Origin of the sequence: Streptomyces sp. NBC_01314 (assembly GCF_041435215.1) — a bacterium.
In the GTDB taxonomy this organism is placed as follows: Bacteria; Actinomycetota; Actinomycetes; order Streptomycetales; family Streptomycetaceae; genus Streptomyces.
The window spans coordinates 3,084,448-3,101,159 of sequence record NZ_CP108394.1; the positions used below are offsets into that span (position 1 = coordinate 3,084,448).

Sequence of the window (16,712 nt, forward strand, 5' to 3'; positions counted from 1 at the left end):
GACGGCCCGCAGGGGGCCTGTGGACGGCGTCCACCCGGGGTCAGCTCAGGGCTTCGATGGCCTGCACGATCAGGGCCCGCGCATCAGCCCCGTACACGGCCAGTTCTGTGAGCCGGGCGAACGCCCGCAGGTACATGTCCAGTTCGCCCGGCGCCGTGACGGTCACCTTCGCGGCGAGCAACTCCACGTGGATCCGTGAGTCGTCGAAGACCGTGAACTGCTCCAGCGACCACATGACCGCCTCCCGCGCGGCCGTGGCCGGGATGATGCCGAGCGACATGGACGGCAGGGACATCGCGGCGAGCAGGTTGCCGAGTTGGCCTGCCATCACGTCCTGGTCGCCGATCCGGTGATGGAGGACGTTCTCCTCGACCAGGGTCGCGAACCGGTGGTCTCCTTCGTGGATGACGCGCGCGCGGCGCATGCGGACCTCGACCGCGTCGGCCACGTCGTCCGGGGTACCGCGGAAGTCCGCGATCGTGCGCATCAGCGCCGTCGCGTAGCCGGGTGTCTGCAGATAACCGGGCACGACGTGGGAGGCGTACACGCGAAAGTGGCGGGTGCGCTCGTACAGCTTGGCCGAGGTCTCCGCCAACTGCTTCATGCCCGTCCGCTGCAGCCGCTTCCACTGCAGGTACATGGAGTCGGCCTGCCGGTTGGCCGCGATGAGGTCGTCCGCCTGGTCGGCCGCGCCGCAGGCCGCACACCAGACGCGGATGTCGGCGTCGGCCGGCGCGGTGACAGCGTTCTCGATCCTCGACGACTTGGCGACGGACCAGCCCGCGAGACGGGCGAGTTCCTTGCCGGTGATGCCCGCGTCCAGACGCAGCTCCCGCAACCGGGCCGCGAGAGCCGCGCGGGCTTCCTGCACGCTGGACGTGGGGAATGTGGACATGGACGGCTACTTGACCTCGTACTCGTCGTGGGGGACGGCCCGTTCCCAGATCCGTTCGTACGCGGTCGCGTGCTGGGAGACCGTGCCGGGCTCGTCGCAGAGTTCCTTGCCGACCCATTCGCCGTCGCCGGAGAAGTGGTGGATGCGTATCAGCCGCCCGTCGAAGATCCACAGATCGGTGCCCGGGACGAGCAGGTCCCACGCGCGGTGCCGGGGGAGCCAGCGCACCTCCTCGCCGGCTTCCACGTTGGCGCGGGTCTGGCAGTGCTCCCACGCGATGTAGTCGGTGACCGGCTCCGACACGATCCTGACGCGCCGCACGTGCACTCCACGGGCGACAGCGTCCGCGATGTTCTGATGGTAGGGACGCCACCAGGAACCCCGGTCGTCCCAGTCCACGCGCCGGCCGTCCTGCCAGGCTTCGAAGCGGGGGTTGGTGAAGTAGGCGTCCCTCATCTCCAGATGGGCGGCCGACTGCCTGGTGTCGGCGAGGAGTTCAGCGAACTCCGGGATCGAGCTCATCGCACGCCTTCCTGATGATCGGGATCATACGGGCGGGGATCCTGATGACGGTCTCGCCGGGCGGGATCGGCGCCCTCGCCGGGGACAACGCGTCGCATGTCGCGGTCGTCTCGTCGTCGGCCCGGTAGCTCTGGATCAGCAGATCGTCCGTGCTGGTGTCCACCCAGACTGTCGGGCATCCGTCCTCGTCTGTCTCGGGGTCGATCCCGACGAACCGAATGTTCATGGTGGCTGGTCTCCCGCGCTAGTCGGTTACAGCATTTTCCACCACCATCGTGCGCACGGGTCGCGTGGTCAAGAGCGCATGCCGCCTGCGACCAGCGCCCTCAAACTGCTGTGTAATTCGGTGCAACTCCGTGGCCTGGCCAGTGGAGGGGCTCCTACGGTCGGGGAAGACGATGCGACCCGGCGGCCTCGCGAACAGCCCCGGGCGGCTGAACTCCCGCCCCGGCTCCCCAACTCTGGGCAGACCGAGCAGCAGGGGCGGGTCGCACCACACAGCACGGCAACGACACCCCCCAGAAGGGCAGGTCAATGACCGTCACACTCGAACAGCCCACCAGCACGCTCACGCGGGACCCGAAGGAACTCCTCAACGCGGTCGCTCCGCACATCACCGAGCTGACCGTCAACGTGTTCGACTCCGGGATGAGCCTGTGGGACCGAGAGGTCGCCCTGCTCCTGCGCGACCACACCATGGTCCGTGACATGGCCGAACGGATCCTCGGCAACGCCGTCACGTACGTCATGGGCTCCATCGAGAACCCCGACGTCCACCTGGGCGTCGGCAAGCTCGTCGACATCGGCGTCCACCAGCTCATCCTCGACACCCCCGTCTGGTGGGGCATCTGCCGCCTGTACAACGGCGGTCGGTTCAAGCACCACGCGCCGTTCGTCGAACGCCGCCGCGACGGCCTGTGCCTGCGCACCGGCGACTTCCTCCGCTCCCAGGGCTGGGCGATCGACGAGGAGCTGTGGGCCATCGACGGCACGGACTGCTCACCGTGCGACGACAAGGTCCCCGACAGCCACTGACCCCGGCTACAGTCGCCCCCGCCCTCACGGCTCCCCGAGGGCGGGGGCTCCCGCATCCCGACGACCAGAGGAACAGCTGTGCCCGTACCGCACGACATCGCCGCCGAGACCGAACTGTGGGACGCATACGCCGAGTCCGCGTTCAAGGACGACGCCGAGCCGTCATTCTGCTGGACCCAGTACGCCGGCCACGGCCCCGGCCCCGAACTCCTCGGCAGCCCGGAGACCGTGCTGGAGATCGGATGCGGCACCGGCCGCGCCCTCGCCCACCTCGCACAACAAGGCGTCAAGGCCACCGGGGTCGACCTGTCGCCGCGCATGGTGGCGCTCGCGGGCGAGAGGTGGGCGCCGCTCGGGGTGCGGATCGAGCCGGGAGAGATCGTCGATTGGCTCGCCGCCGACGAGGGGCGGTACGACGCCGTGTACTCCATCTTCGGCGCGGCCTGGTTCACCGACCCGTCCCGCCTCTTCCCCCTCGTCCACAAGCACCTCGTCCCGGGCGGCGTCTTCGTATTCTCCCAGCCGCCGGCCATCCCGGGCGCCTACGGGCCACAGGGCATGTACAAGGGCGGGTTCGCGGGGAAGGCCATGTTCACGTACCGGTACAGCTACAAGCCCGCAGTGTGGGAGCGGCACCTGCTCCGGGCTGGTTTCACCTCCGCTGAGGCGACGGTGATGGATGCCCCGAAAGCCGGGCACATCGGCACGCTCATCGTCCAGGCCCGCGCCTGACGGTCGCATTACGGCCCGGCCGGCATACTCCGTAGCCGACCGGGGCCACTTCATGGCGCGCGGCCTTCCGCAGCGCGCCGGTGTTTCCGGTCGCCTCCTCCGCACGCTCCACGAACGCCTCGTCCGGCATCCGGCGGGCCAACTCCACCGACGCCACCGTGTGCTTGGAGTACCGCATGATCTCGGCGAACTCACTCCGGCTGAGCCCAGCGTGCTCCCGCAGGGCCTGGACGACCGCGCCGAACGTACGCAGGCTGTCCGATGGATGGGGTTCGCGCTCCCACTCCCCCGCCGGAACCGTCCGGTCGCCCACGCCTGTGGCCGCCTACACTTCGCCGATGTCCATCCGCCGCCCCTCCCTCCAGCCGCTCAGGCTCGTACACGTTCAGCACACAGCGTGACGGGTCGGTCTACATACTGACCACTCTTTGTGCTTGTACGCTAACTCCGCGTACGCGGTCCGCAGCTCGCACAGGGCCTTCACAGATGCCACGCTGCCGCCATGAACCAACCCGCTCCCCAACTCACCGCCTCCCTGCACACCTTCACACAGCTGCTCCCCTCCTCACGGCGCGGCGCTCGGCTCGCACGGCTGCTCACCGTGAGCCAACTCCAGTCCTGGGACGCCCCACAGAACCTCACGGAGCGTGCTGAAATCGTCATTGCGGAGCTTGCGCGAACGCCGTACTCCACGGACGCCTGCCCGGTCACAGCTTGCGGTTGACTCTCTTGTTCGACGCTTCAACCGGTCGCCTTCGCGTCGATGTCACCGACGCACGTGGAGACAGACGGCCGTTGGTTCGCCCCACGAGCGCCGTACCTGACGCAGCGCTTCACGACGACGGACACGGCCTCTCGCTCGTCGCCGCGCCCGTCGACCACCGGGAGACACTCCCCTGCCCGCCCAGCGGCAAGACCGTGCGGGCCGAGCCGGCCTGCCCCGCCTGAAGGGGTGCCCCGCAACAACCAGCCACCCCACCCGATCACGCATTGACCTCGCCGCCGCGCCACATCCGGGCTCGATCAGATTCCGGAACGCCGCGGCGTCGAATGCGCGTGGAGATGGAGGTTGGGGCGAGCATGCCAGAAGGCCAGCTGTCGCACCTGAGGCCGTACTGCAAGGAAGCGCCAAATCGGCAGATTCACCCGGATTGCCCGTCCATCGGATTTCGTGATCCTCCGACTCACTATCCGCGCCCCTCGTATGCTCCACTCATGATCAAGCTGATGTACCGCGGAGGGGCCGCCAACCTGCAACTCCTGGTGGAAGAGATCCGGGAAGCCCCAGAACTGAGCCAGCAATGCACGGTCGAAGTCACATACCAAGAGACGCAGAGCGATTCACTGCATCACGGACAGTTGGCGGACATTGCCATCTCGGTAGCGGCAGGAGTTGCCACCAACGGCCTGTATGACGCGATCCGGGCTCTCATTGACCGAGCGCGTGACCGTGGCTCTATAGAATCCGTCGATCCACTCGAACGCGACGGTGGCGAGTAGCCATAGCAGAGAACAGGATTCCCAATGAGCTCTCCGGTCCTGCACAGCACAACTGGCGCTCAACTCAATCTGAGAAGTCAGCTCTTATTCCACGACAATATGCGCGACAAGCCCAACGATCTGGTCACGTCGCTCATGTCATGGAACTTGGTCCACGCGCACGAGACGAGCCACTGGGTCCGATTTCACGGATCTACCATTGGCGTGCTCCTCACGTTTCTACGCGCTACCCGCGACTCTCTGGCCGACTATTCGATCCGCAACCTCGACAATAACGACCGAGCCGCTTTCGAGAAGCACCGCAACGATGGCATTCCCCTATTCGCCTGGAATACGAAGGCCAGCGCCTATTCACTCGGACGTGAAATAACGGACAACTGCCTCACCTGGCTTTCCCTGCACCGCGCCTACTCGATCCTCCTGGGCTTCGAGCCTCTCAACTGGTCGAAAATTGACCAGGAAGCAATGCAGGACTCACTGACCTTGGCTCTGCATACGACCTGGAGCCAATGGACTGGAAGGGGAATGTTGCCTCTGGAAAGTGAAGAATACGCCCGCGTGCACAGTTTCGGACCCCTCCTTGGAGGCGACGAGCCGATCACAACGCGACTCCTCTTTGAGTGCGCGGGCCTACTGGACGAGGGCTATCTCTTCCGCGGACCTCATCCAGGAATCATGGATCGAGGACTCCAGAGAATGTGGGACATAAACCGGAGAGGAGAATACGGGAAACCTTACCGCCTCGCAGAATCCATGGCAGGCCGGAGCCTCTCTCATTCTGAAGTCCTGACCCTTATCGACTTCGCCTTGAACCCTCCACTGCCTGGCCTAAACAAGGGCGTACGCACCATTGACTGGCGCGAACTCTACCCGCCATATCGATTCCTCTTTGCCGCAGCAGAAATGGCAGAGCGACGCATCTACAAGCATTCAGAGGCAGTCAATGCACGGCCCACAATTGACCACGTCAGCAATTTCTACAGCACGGTCACTCGAGAGACCGATATCCGAGTGGGGTCGATCGATTGCCAACTGACAGAGGACTCAGACCTGCGTGACATCGCGGACCCCAGACGCTCCTTTGCGCAAAGGATGATGGGCGTCCCACTTCTCTCATCCGATCGACTTCACGGAGAACGACGCGCGGATGTCAGATCAATATCTCACTTCGGCTCCCTGTTGATCGACATGGACGGATATCGCCTGCTGGACCCAGAAGCTCCGGACTATCCATGGTGGTTCTTCCCTCCCCTGAAAGTCATCAACGACGGAGTGTACGGCTGGCCTGCCAAGCGCCTTTCTCTCGACGAAGCCTCTGACCTACTCATCGGTTCCGCCATCTCATCGGCATACGACGACGTCGTGCACGGCGTCGGCCCTCTAGGCCGCGATCACCTACCGGCGGCCCCATTTCGTGACCCAGATGAAACCGCAGCGCTGAACGACATGGCCCGCTATCACCTAGGAGTGAATATCGGATGGACGTAAGTCGAACGAACTCCGCCCGGGACATCACCCGCGACTCCTACCCCATATCGGGATAGGGGGTCCGTCACGACCCTGAGTCCTGTCAGGCGTGGTCGTCGTGGATCCGCGCCCCCAGGTCCTCCGCCCACTCCAGCGCCCACATCTTGAGTTCTTCGATCTGCTGGGCGGTGAGCCCGTATGCGGCGTAGTCCTCGTCCTCGTACCAGTCCGCACCGGTGAGCCGGTCATAGAGGTCCTCAAGGCTGAACTCGTGGTCACGGCGGCGGCCGAGAGATTCAAGGTCGGCAGTGGACCGGTGGCGGGAGGCCGCCTGGACGTCGATAGGGTCGCGGACGGTACCGCGGTCGGCGAGGGCCCTGACTTTGGTACCGATCACGTCGTCGAGGGAGAGGACGGGACCGTAGGGGGTCTGGGCGGGTGGGGCCCAGAACGCCTCTTTGAGGATGTCGACCTCGCACTCCTCGCCAGTGTCCGGGTCGGTGACGAGGAACCGTCCACTGAGCGGGTCGGTCTGGACATGCGTAGTCCGCCATCCGCGCGCTACGAGACCTGCTGTGAGGAGGCGACGATCTCGTCCATCGGGGCGGGGTTCTCGGTGGCGACGTCGAGATCGCGGCTGAAGCGTTCGACCAGGCCGTGGGCCTGCACGGCGTATCCACCGGTGAGGACCAGAGGGTAGGGGGAGCCGAGGTCGAGGATGTCGGAGAGGAGACGCTCGTGGAGCGGCGTGAGCTTCACGCGGCGGTCGCGTCAGCCGGAGCGGTGCGGGGGAGCTCCGGGAAGGCATCTTCCCAGACCTCGCGGATGTAGGGGTTGACCAAGCGACGCAGCACGGGCCACTGATCGGTGAGCAGCCTCTGGTGCAGGAAAGCCGCCAGGTCCTCGCGCAGGCCCTCGGCGAGGACGGTCCGGTAGAGCGTCATGCGGGACTTCGGGCGGTCCAGGCTGTAGCTCGTCCGCCCTGACCAGGCGATGTGAAGCGGCAGGTCAACGGGGCCCTCGACGGGGCCGGCCAGCTCCTGCAGGCGCTCGGGCAGCCGACTGCGGTAGCGGTCCCGCAGCACCTGGGCGCGGGGGGCGGTGGTCGTCGCATCCATGCATCCAGTATCGCTCCTAGGTGCTTTGACCGGGAAGCTTCGCCGGGCCGCTCGGGAGTGGGCACTGCTTGGCTGCACAGTGGCCTCGGCGCCGGTGCCCGCCTGGTGACCGTGGGAGCGTGACGGGGAGCTGGCCCGTCGAGCGGCCGGTGTCAGGGCAGCGGCGCGCTGCGCTCCACGACCAAGGAGCGCCTGCCGCCGACTCGGCAAACGGGCTAAGGCTCGGCAAGGTGCTCAGTTCGTACGAGTGTTGGACAAATGCGGCCCCACGTAGCCGATTATCACCTTGCCCGTGGCGCCCGCTGTGTCGTCGTAGAAGTGGACGCGAGGCGCGATCCTTCCCTTGTTGTCAATCTTGATGTGGGCTTCCATGAACACCTTGCCCGAGGCGTCGACTTCCACCGGCACAGGGAGCATTCGCTGCTGCCGGAACTTCTTGTCGTTGCGCACGGAGTCGGACTCCACCATGGCCACACGCGTCAGCGGGTAGGTACGCATGCCCTGTGGGGAAGCCTCGCAGAAATCCCGAAAGGTCCCGTCGAATCCCTGCTCGCTGGCGCTGCTCGCCCCGTAGGAATCCAGCGCCAGCAGCGCGTCCCACACTTTCGACGCCCAGGTCGAGCTTTTCATGTCGTCGTCGAGGTCCTCCGCCTTGCTCTTGTCGTAGGTCAGAACAAGATGCTTCATCCGCTCGTACACGCATTCGTTCAGTTCGGCGAAGGACATCGGCGCCGGTTCTTCCGCTGGCGGTGTGTAGGCGTCCTCCGCCCGGCCAGCCTTCACCAGCCGCTGCTGCAGAACCGCCACTTGGTAACGCAGGGCGGACAGCTCCGCCTGCGTGGCATCGTGGTCGGCGATTTCGTATTCGTAGCGGTCGGTCGCATCCCGCAGCTGCTCATCGAGCGCGCGCCTGCCGCGCTCCGCTAGGTCCCGGGCACTGGCTGCCTCGCTCAGCTCCTCCAGCGCCTTGTCGATCGTCTCGTTCGCCGTGCTCAGTTGGGCGCGCAGGGATCCGACGGTCTCGTTCCCCAAGGATTCAGCGGTCTGGGACCGTGCCGCCCGTAGATTCTTGAGGACCTCCTCGATGCCTGGAAACGCGGGCTCGGCGAGCAGGGCCGGCTGCGGCGTGGTGACAGCGTGCTGGCGCGGGTGCCTGGAGATGCGGATGTCCGCGTTGCGGAACTCGGGATCGCTGAGCCGCCGGTACGTCAGCAGGCGGTGCCGCCGACCGTCTTCGGCGGAGCCGAGGGCGACGTCCGGAAGATACGTACGTATCTGACCGGGGAACACGTCGTGCCGGTCTCCGGCCGCCTCCCGGAAGGCGGGGACGGCCTCCCGTTCCAGCCGGAACACCGAGGCGATTCCGACCAGATTCCTGGCGACCCCGGTCAGCAGCTTTTCCCAACCCGGATCATCGTTGGAAGGCTCCGCCGCGAGGACCAATGGCAGCTGTCGCGTGGGATCGGTGAGAGCGGACGTGAGCAAGCCGACCGAGTCGGGGCCGATCAGGTGAGGAGTGGTGGAGAGCCGAATCGTCCCATCCGGCACGGTGAAGTGATCGAGAATCTCACGGACGAGCCGAGGAGGGACCGGTGTGGACTGCCGTCTGCCCGGGCTGGGATAGTGCTCCAGGTCGACACCGACGTACGCCGCTTTCGACTCAAGGTCAACAGCGGACGTGAGCGTCGTCTGCCAGGTCCCCTCCTGCTTGTCCTCCTTGCTCTCCCGTAGACGTAGCCGCAGCGCGGTTTGATGGCCGTCGGTGTTGTAGGAGTCGGTCACGGTGAGGGTGTAGGCGTCCGTGAGCCGATGGACGCCCGAGGAGAGGTGCGTCGCCAGCCCCTTGCTCTCCAGCCAGGAGGTGAAGCACGAGCGAGCCCCGGCGAACATCTGTGCCTGCTCGTTCTCGGGAATCGGCAGTACCGCCCGGTAGACCAGCGGGTTCTCAGCACGCGGCTCGTCTCGGACGAACCCGTCCCGACCCCATCGCGGAGCCTGCGGCGCGGGCTTGCGGCTGGGCATCACCAAGGGAGTGGGTCTCAACGCTGGCCTCCTGCTTGATCGACGAACGGGAGGGATACCCCGCACACCAGCACCGCCACGTCTCCCCAACCGTTACGTCCTGACTCCGATCCCCTGACCGAAGGCGCGAAATGGCTGCTGAGGATGATGACGAACAGAATTCGCAGGTATCCAGACTGGGCTTGGCTTGGTCTTTGTAGTTCGCGAGCTTGAGAGAGCCACAACCGCCATCGAGGCTCAGGGCTACCCCGTGCCGCTCACCGAGTGAGTGCGAGCGCGTCAACGCCTACGCGGCCAGCGCAGGGAACACGACCACCGAGCCGTCCTTGTCACGGGCGATCTCGATCGCCACGTCTGTCGTGCGGCTGTTGACCGTGACGCCGTCGCCCAGTTGGTGGATCCGGTGGGCCGCGCTCAAGAGACGATCGACTTCACCGGTCGTGAAGACGGGTCGCTTGCCGTTCGGGCGTGCCAGCTCCAGTGCCGACAGGCGTACCAGGACACCGGCGATGCTCGACTCCAGTTCGTCGAGGCGCTGCTGATCGCGCTTGAGTGCGCGGGTGAAGTTCTCGAACGGGTTGCCGGGGTCGCTCTGGGCGTGCTCGACGGCCTGGAGGACGACGACCCGCCGCATCAGCGCGATGGCCAGGGAGGCGAGTTCGAGGTGGGTGCGGAACGTGCCGCCGTGGTCGTCGACACCGGGGAACGACTTGGTCAGCGTGCCGAGTTCGACGGCCTCGCCGTCGGGCAGCCTGTCGAGCGCACTCTGCCATCGGGCCAGGCGGAGGTCGGCTTTGCTCAACGCCGTGTCGATGGTGTGCACCGCCGAGTCGAGTCCCAGCGAGGCACCGAGCTTGCCCTGGTCGAGCAGGATGGCCGTGGCCTTGTCGATGGCGGCACGGCAGCCGTTGAGTGCGCTGTGCTCGTCGTCGAGCTTGTCCTGCTGAAGTTGCTCCAGCAGTTCCGTGATGTGTTCGATGGCCTGCTGGCGCTTGTGGTCGGCATGGGCGCTCACCCCCACCGCCACGGCCATGAGCACGAGCGGAGCGGCCACGGTGAGCGCCGTGCCACCGGCGGCCACGGCACCGGCGGTCGCACCGGCCCCGCCGGCCGTGCCCGCCGCTGCCGCTCCTCCGACCGGCACGAACGTCGCACCGCCGGTGATTTTGCCCGCCGTGTCCATGAGCGGACCGCGAATGCCACCGGCCACCGCCTTCGACGCCATCGGGCTGACGAGCCCCTGCCCGAGCTGGGCGGCGACCTTCGCCGGGACCACCATGCGATACAGATTCTCGCCGGAAGCGGTCGCTCTGGCCGCAGTAAGAGAACTTCGTGCCGATTGAGTGATGAACTGGGACAGGTGCTGCGCCAAGGGGCTCGCGGCGTCGAGCGGGATGCCACGGCCCCGGTCGATCTTGTCGGGCAGGGGATGTACCTCAAGCGTGACAATGGGCTCGTCGGCCAGGACGGCGAGCACTCCGCGCAGTTCAACCAGGCGCTCAGCCGTCATCGACTCACCCGCGGTCAGCCCTGGCACCCGGACGTCAGCGGTCGCCAGCGTCCACACGGGCACGGTCGTCTTCCGGTCGTCAGTCATCGTCTCCCCTTGTCTTCCAACATGCTCGTAGCCCCAGTCGCGCCATCACCGCACGTGCACCCACCCGTGCAGCCCCTCCAGATGCCGCGGTAGCCGGTCGCCCTGCCAACCCAGCACCAGCCGCTCTCGCGCACGAGTGATCATGACGTAGTACGCCATGCGCAGGGTCGCAGACGTGGGGTCGGTGGCGGAGCCGAACTCCGCGTCGGCGATGACCACGGTGTCGAAGTCGAGGCCCTTGGCGCCGACGTGGTGGACAACAGCCACTCCGGGGCGGGCGAGGTCGCGGTAGCGGCCGGAGGAGGGCGACGCGGAACGTCTCAACCTCTCCATGACCGACGGCAACTCCGCCTCGATCGTGCGCCGTCCGGCCTCGGCCGTCGGCTCCCCACCCATAGTGCCCCCCACTTGAGCGTTCGAGCACCCGGACTTCCCCCGAAGAGTCGGCCGGGCACAACGAGCACTCTAGAACCGGCACGTTTACACCGTCAACACGTTCACCCGATTTGTTTACACATCTATAGAGTCACTTGACGGCGTCAACAGGTAGGCTAGGGACATTGGCGCAGGCCTCGCGACTCCCGGAAGGTCACCCGTGTCCCAGCCCGAACTCCTCCCCGGTACACCCGAGTTCCATATCAAGCTGCCCAAGGGCGGTGAGGCGCGCGGGCATCTCCTCGCCGAGTTCGGCGGCAACGGCCCCCACAAGTTCCTTCTGCGGGAGGGTTCCCTGGTGGCTGCCGAGGCCTGGCCCGGGCTCGGCGACCATGCCCGCCGCAACCGCGCGGAGCTGCGCGCGAGCGGCGGCCTCGTCGACGCTCCCGCCGATCCCAGCTTGCCGCAGGCGGAGCGCCGTTGGTTGGCGATTCGGGACATCGCGTGCAACTCCTCCTCGGCCGCCGCCGCGCTCGTGTACGGCTACGACGCCTCCGGTCCCGAGTCCTGGCGCGCCGCGGAGGGCCACCCGCTCGCCGACTATCTGTCCACCGGCTGGCGTGCCCCGCGCAAGGCGTGGCTGGCGCGCGGCTCCAATGTCTCCGGGCACAACCTGGTGCGGCAGCTGTGGCTGACGGAGGGTTTCGTCTCTCTCGGCCGCGCATCTGCCGCCCCTGGAGGAGACAGACCCGACCAAGAGCGCGCTGCGCCGCTTCGTGGAGGACGGGTACGAGGGGGCTGCCTCGTACAACCAGAAGCGGGGCCTCGTCGACGAACTGCACGCCTTCCTGACGCAGATGCGCATCGGCGACACCGTCGCCACCATCGGCGACGGATCGCTGCACATCGGGCGGATCACCGGGGATGCCGTACAGACCTCGTCGCCGGGCGGGTTGTCCAATCTGCGGAGGACCGTCGCCTGGATGCCGCAGAGCCATGCGTACGAGGAGTTGCCGGAGGAGGTCCAGCAGAAGCTGTCCGTCCAGCACGACGTCGTCGATCTGACCGGTGTACTGGACGCGCTCGACGGGCTCACAGGGCAGACGGACCCCACGACCCCGGCTGCGACCGGCGACACCGGCGAGCACCCCGCCGTGGAACGACCGGGGCAACGCGAGCTGTCGCTGCCGCACATCACCGAGGAACTCGCCGCCGACCTCCTCGTCCACGATCAGGCCTGGTTGGAGGAGATGCGCGAACTCCTCATCGATGAGCGGCAGTTGGTGCTCTACGGCCCACCGGGCACCGGTAAGACCTATCTGGCGATGAAACTCGCCGAGTACTTCGGTGGTGGTCCGGAGCAGGTCAAGATCGTGCAGTTCCATCCCTCGTACGCCTACGAGGACTTCTTCGAGGGGTTCCGGCCCGTGGAGGACCCCGAGACCAGGGAGGTGGCCTTCCGGCTGACGGCGGGCCCGCTCAGGGAGCTCGCCGATCTCGCCCTCCGAGAGGGCAACCGGCACATCCCGCACTTCCTGATCATCGACGAGATCAACCGTGCCAATCTGGCGAAGGTCTTCGGCGAGCTGTACTTCCTTCTGGAGTACCGGACGCGGTCGGTACGTCTCACCTACTCCGGAGACGACTTCGCGCTACCGCCCAACCTCTTCGTGATCGGCACGATGAACACCGCCGACCGGTCGATCGCCCTCGTCGACGCGGCGATGCGGCGCCGCTTCGCGTTCGTGGAGCTGTCCCCGCGCACCGAACCGACCGCCGGCCTGCTCGCGCGCTGGCTGAAGCGTGAGGGCCGGGACGTGGAGCCCGCCCGCCTTCTCGACGCTCTCAACACCCGTATCGACGACGCCGACTTCGCCATCGGGCCGTCGTACCTGATGAAGCCGGGCGTGTACCGCGACGGCGGCCTCGAACGGACCTGGCGCACGAAGATCCTGCCGCTGCTGGAGGAACACCACTACGGCGAGGGCCTCGACGTCACCGCACGCTACGGCCTCGACTCGCTGCGCGAGCAGCACCCGTGACCGGGTTCGCGACCGTGCCCGCGACCGAGGTGTCGCTGCGCGAGTACGGGCCCGCCGTCTCAGTCCCCCTGGGCGCCGAAGCCGGACAGGCCCTCGCCGCCTCCGGCATCCTCCAGAGCGCGACCCCCGATCCACGCCGGAACGGGCACTGGCTGCTGCGGGCGGGCAGTCGGGTCGGCGCCGTGCGCATGCCTGAAGGTCCGGTCGTACGGATCATGCCCAAGACCCCGGTGAGCCGGCTGTTCTTCCTCCTCGGGTTCAGCCTCGACCCGGCCCGCGCCTGGCGTGACAGCCGGGAAGGCACCATCGACACCGGCGCGTACGCCGACGTCGTCCCCGCACTCGCCCACGCCGTGGAGCGGCAGATGGACGGGGCACTGCGGCGGGGGGTCCTCCAGGGCTACCGGAAAGTGGAGGAATCCGCGCTGGTCGTGCGCGGCAGACTGCGCGAGGCCGAGCAGATCCGGCGACACTTCGGCCGTACGCCGCCCGTGGAGATCGCCTACGACGCGTACACCGCCGACACCGCCGAGAACCGCATCCTGCGCGCCGCCGCCGAGCGGTTGCTGCGGCTGCCGGACGTTCCCGGTCCCGTCCGGCGGCGCCTCGCCCATCAGCGCGTACGTCTGGCCGACGCGCTGCCGCTGATACGAGGGCAGGAACTGCCGCGTTGGCAGCCGTCACGCCTCAACTCCCGCTACCAGCCCGCGCTGCGGCTCGCCGAAGCCGTCCTGCGCGGAACCTCGCCGGAGCACCGGCCGGCCGGGGCCGAGCCGCTCGCCATGGACGGCTTCCTGCTCGACATGAACAAGCTTTTCGAGGACTTCGTGACCGTCGCCCTGCGCGAGGCGCTCAGGGAGCACGGCCTGACCGCGCGCCTCCAGGACCCCCATCACCTCGACATCGCGGGTCTCGTGGGCATGCGTCCCGACCTGGTAGTCCGCACCGGTGACGGCCGTACTCCGCTCGCCGTCGTCGATGCCAAGTACAAGGTCGAGAAGGCCGACGGACTCCTCAACGCCGACCTGTACCAGGCGCTGGCGTACGCCACCGTGCTCGGTCTGCGCGAGGCGCACCTGGTGTACGCGGCCGGACGACAGCCCGTGCGCTTCCACGAGGTGCGGGGAACCGCGGCGGGGCCGGACGGACGGGGAGTGCGGATTCACCAGCACAGCCTCGATCTCTCTCGCGAACCGGAACAACTCCTCACAGCTTTCCGGGAGATCGCCGGACAACTGGCGACCGGAAGAAAGGAAGGGACCTGATGCCCCGGCTCGCCTTCGCCCAGAGCTTCTGGGACGGCTACGACACCTTGGAGAAGCCGGTCCGAGCCGGAGTGCGCAAGGCCATGGCGAAATTCCAGGCCATGAGCGCCGCCGAACTCAACGCGGACAAGGGACTGCACCTGGAGTCCGTCCAGAACGGCCGCGACCCGCGGATGCGCACCATTCGCATCACCGACTTCTGGCGCGGGGTCGTGCTCGCCCCGGACGACGGCAGCGACATGTTCCTCCTCGTCAATGTCATGCCGCACGACGATGCCTATACCTGGGCGGCGAAGCGTCTGTACAGCGCGAACTCCGCGACACGGGCCCTGGAGGTACGCAACGCCGTCGCCCTGGACGAGCTGACACCGCTGTACGAGACGGCCGCACGCACGGCTCCCCGGCTGCTGTTCGCGGACGTCTCCGACGGCACACTGCACGAACTCGGCATCGACGACCAGGTACGGCGCGCCGCGCGTTCACTGGTGGACAAGGCTCAACTGGAGGCTTTCTCCACTCTGCTGCCGGAGGACCAGCTGGAGGTGCTCCAGTACCTCGCCGAGGGCTTCAGCCCGGAAGAGGTCTACCGGGATGTCGTGGCGGTACGTCGCCCCGCCGACGCGCCCGCCGAACCGGTCGAGGACCTGGCCACGGTGATCACCAACACGTCCGCCCGCATCCGACTGGTCACCGGGCCACGGGAGTTGGAGGAGATGCTGGCGAAACCGTTCGCGGCCTGGCTCGTCTTCCTCCACCCCTCCCAGCGGCGCGTCGCCTACCGCACCTCGTACGGCGGTCCCGTCCAGGTCACCGGGGGACCCGGCACGGGCAAGACCGTGGCTGCCCTCCACCGGGTCAAGCATCTGCTCGGCCGCTCCGAGGACGGCCGCATCCTGCTCACCACGTACACGAACGCGCTCGCCGCCGGACTGCGCGAGATGCTCGGCCTGCTCCTCGACGAGGACGAGAAGCTGCTGGCGCGGGTCGATGTGACGACGGTCGACGCCTGCGCGAACGGCGTCGTGCGCGCGCACTCGGCGGCCGTGCCCAAACCGATCGGGGACCGGGAACAGCGGCAGTTGTGGGAGAAGGCGGTCAGGCAACTCGATCTGCCGTTCACCGCCCAGTTCCTGGCCCAGGAGTACCGGCACGTCGTTCTCGGCCAGAACCTCCGCGATCTCGACGCCTACCTCGGCGCGAGCCGCCGCGGCCGTGGCACCGGTCTCGGTCCCGCGCGCCGGCGGGAGGTGTGGAGCGGCGTGGAGCGGTTCGAACAGTTGCTGCGCGACCGCGGCGAGACCACACACCTGCTCATCTGCGCCCGCGCGGCTGAGCTCCTGGCCGACGCGCAGGCTCCGTACGCCCATGTCGTCGTCGACGAGGCACAGGACCTGCATCCCGCGCAGTGGCGGGTGCTGCGCGCCGCCGTCTCCCCCGGCCCCGACGACCTGTTCGTCACCGGCGACCCGCATCAGCGGATCTACGACTCCCGGGTGTCGCTGGGCTCGTTGGGCATCGCCACGGTCGGCCGCAGCTTCCGGTTGCGCGTCAACTACCGCTCCACGGAGGAGATCCTCGCCTGGTCGGCCCGGCTCCTCGCATCCGTCACCGTCGACGCGCTGGAGGGCGAGGGAACGGACTCGCTGGCCGGCTACCGCTCCCTGCTCCACGGCAGCCTCCCTCGGATGCGGGGCTACACCACCCGGCAGGAGGAGACCGAAGCGCTGGTGGAGCGGGTCCGAACCCTGCTCGCCGAGGGCCTCGCACCAGAGGAAATCGGTGTGTGCGCGCGCTTCAACCTCGCCCTGGACACGGCCGAGGAGAAACTGAAGGCCGCAGGCATCCCGGTACTACGGGGCAAAGGGCAGGTCAAGCAGGGATCCGAAGGGGTGCGGCTGGCGACCATGCACGCGATGAAGGGGCTGGAGTTCCGGGCGGTGTCCGTGCTCGGTGTCGCCGAGGGCACCGTCCCGTTCGCCCGTGAGATCACTCCGCGTGAGGCGGACCCGCTCCAGCACGATGCCGACCTGCTCCGTGAGCGCTGTCTGCTCTTCGTCGCCTGCACGCGCGCTCGCGAAACCCTGAGTGTCACGTGGAGCGGGACCGCAAGTCCCTTCCTTCCGCCCGTCGTCTGATCGGCAG

Annotated in this window: 16 protein-coding genes and 3 pseudogenes; 10 read left to right on the top strand and 9 right to left on the bottom strand. The window is 67.4% G+C overall.

Annotated elements, in window-relative coordinates; all coding sequences use genetic code 11:
• Positions 1-40: 40 nt before the first annotated feature.
• The 3 genes from OG622_RS13600 to OG622_RS13610 are packed head-to-tail and all read right to left on the bottom strand — an operon-like array spanning position 41 to position 1,643.
• On the bottom strand, positions 41-895 hold the full coding sequence (locus OG622_RS13600) for a DUF5753 domain-containing protein (protein ID WP_371576137.1): 855 nt from the start codon (positions 893-895) through the stop codon (positions 41-43).
• 6 nt (positions 896-901) lie between these two features.
• The gene (locus OG622_RS13605; RefSeq protein WP_371576139.1) at positions 902-1,417 is read right to left on the bottom strand and encodes a DUF6879 family protein; all 516 of its coding nucleotides are present in this window, start codon (positions 1,415-1,417) and stop codon (positions 902-904) included.
• Positions 1,392-1,643, bottom strand: coding sequence for a hypothetical protein (locus tag OG622_RS13610; protein ID WP_319061585.1), 252 nt, complete (start codon positions 1,641-1,643; stop codon positions 1,392-1,394). The genes OG622_RS13605 and OG622_RS13610 overlap by 26 nt, the downstream gene beginning before the upstream one ends.
• Before the next feature lie 308 nt (positions 1,644-1,951).
• On the opposite strand from OG622_RS13610, the gene OG622_RS13615 reads away from it, so the two are divergent.
• On the top strand, positions 1,952-2,452 hold the full coding sequence (locus tag OG622_RS13615) for a hypothetical protein (protein WP_371576141.1): 501 nt from the start codon (positions 1,952-1,954) through the stop codon (positions 2,450-2,452).
• A gap of 78 nt (positions 2,453-2,530) precedes the next feature.
• Entirely contained in the window at positions 2,531-3,184 is a 654-nt protein-coding gene (locus tag OG622_RS13620) for a class I SAM-dependent methyltransferase (RefSeq protein ID WP_371576143.1), read from the top strand.
• A 52-nt stretch (positions 3,185-3,236) separates the two neighbouring features.
• Here the strand turns inward: OG622_RS13620 and OG622_RS13625 are convergent.
• Positions 3,237-3,497, bottom strand: a pseudogene (locus tag OG622_RS13625) (multiprotein-bridging factor 1 family protein); the annotation flags it as partial.
• 189 nt (positions 3,498-3,686) lie between these two features.
• Between OG622_RS13625 and OG622_RS13630 the strand changes: the two are divergent.
• From OG622_RS13630 to OG622_RS13645, 4 genes are all read left to right on the top strand, one after another.
• Positions 3,687-3,908: a hypothetical protein gene (locus tag OG622_RS13630; protein ID WP_371576145.1), complete on the top strand. Its 222-nt coding sequence runs from the start codon at positions 3,687-3,689 to the stop codon at positions 3,906-3,908.
• 5 nt (positions 3,909-3,913) lie between these two features.
• Positions 3,914-4,132, top strand: coding sequence for a hypothetical protein (locus tag OG622_RS13635; RefSeq protein WP_371576147.1), 219 nt, complete (start codon positions 3,914-3,916; stop codon positions 4,130-4,132).
• A gap of 267 nt (positions 4,133-4,399) precedes the next feature.
• Positions 4,400-4,684, top strand: a complete 285-nt coding sequence (locus OG622_RS13640; protein ID WP_371576149.1) for a hypothetical protein — start codon at positions 4,400-4,402, stop codon at positions 4,682-4,684.
• 24 nt (positions 4,685-4,708) lie between these two features.
• Positions 4,709-6,172 carry a hypothetical protein gene (locus OG622_RS13645; protein ID WP_371576151.1) on the top strand — a complete coding sequence of 488 codons (1,464 nt, stop codon included), beginning with the start codon at positions 4,709-4,711 and terminating at the stop codon, positions 6,170-6,172.
• Positions 6,173-6,254: 82 nt separating this feature from the next.
• Here the strand turns inward: OG622_RS13645 and OG622_RS13650 are convergent.
• Positions 6,255-6,910 (bottom strand): annotated as a pseudogene (locus OG622_RS13650) (nucleotidyl transferase AbiEii/AbiGii toxin family protein).
• A complete protein-coding gene (locus OG622_RS13655; RefSeq protein WP_371576153.1) occupies positions 6,907-7,269 on the bottom strand; it encodes a hypothetical protein in 363 nt (120 codons plus the stop codon). The pseudogene OG622_RS13650 and the gene OG622_RS13655 overlap by 4 nt, the downstream one beginning before the upstream one ends.
• Before the next feature lie 51 nt (positions 7,270-7,320).
• Between OG622_RS13655 and OG622_RS13660 the strand changes: the two are divergent.
• Positions 7,321-7,429, top strand: a pseudogene (locus tag OG622_RS13660) (transferase); the annotation flags it as partial.
• Positions 7,430-7,503: 74 nt separating this feature from the next.
• Here OG622_RS13660 and OG622_RS13665 read toward each other — a convergent pair.
• The 3 genes from OG622_RS13665 to OG622_RS13675 form a co-directional block, all read right to left on the bottom strand.
• Complete coding sequence (locus OG622_RS13665; RefSeq protein ID WP_371576154.1) at positions 7,504-9,051, bottom strand: hypothetical protein; 1,548 nt, start codon at positions 9,049-9,051, stop codon at positions 7,504-7,506.
• 526 nt (positions 9,052-9,577) lie between these two features.
• The gene (locus OG622_RS13670) at positions 9,578-10,888 is read right to left on the bottom strand and encodes a hypothetical protein (RefSeq protein WP_371576156.1); all 1,311 of its coding nucleotides are present in this window, start codon (positions 10,886-10,888) and stop codon (positions 9,578-9,580) included.
• A gap of 45 nt (positions 10,889-10,933) precedes the next feature.
• Positions 10,934-11,284 carry a hypothetical protein gene (locus tag OG622_RS13675; protein WP_371576157.1) on the bottom strand — a complete coding sequence of 117 codons (351 nt, stop codon included), beginning with the start codon at positions 11,282-11,284 and terminating at the stop codon, positions 10,934-10,936.
• 755 nt (positions 11,285-12,039) lie between these two features.
• Between OG622_RS13675 and OG622_RS13680 the strand changes: the two genes are divergently transcribed.
• Genes OG622_RS13680 through OG622_RS13690 form a run of 3 tightly spaced genes read left to right on the top strand, consistent with a single transcriptional unit; the run spans position 12,040 to position 16,705 of the window.
• Positions 12,040-13,305 (top strand): AAA family ATPase, encoded by a 1,266-nt coding sequence (locus OG622_RS13680; RefSeq protein WP_371576159.1) that lies wholly within the window; start codon positions 12,040-12,042, stop codon positions 13,303-13,305.
• Entirely contained in the window at positions 13,302-14,570 is a 1,269-nt protein-coding gene (locus OG622_RS13685) for an McrC family protein (protein ID WP_371576160.1), read from the top strand. Before OG622_RS13680 ends, OG622_RS13685 begins: the two co-directional genes overlap by 4 nt.
• Positions 14,570-16,705 (top strand): UvrD-helicase domain-containing protein, encoded by a 2,136-nt coding sequence (locus OG622_RS13690; RefSeq protein WP_371576162.1) that lies wholly within the window; start codon positions 14,570-14,572, stop codon positions 16,703-16,705. The genes OG622_RS13685 and OG622_RS13690 overlap by 1 nt, the downstream gene beginning before the upstream one ends.
• Positions 16,706-16,712 lie beyond the last annotated feature (7 nt).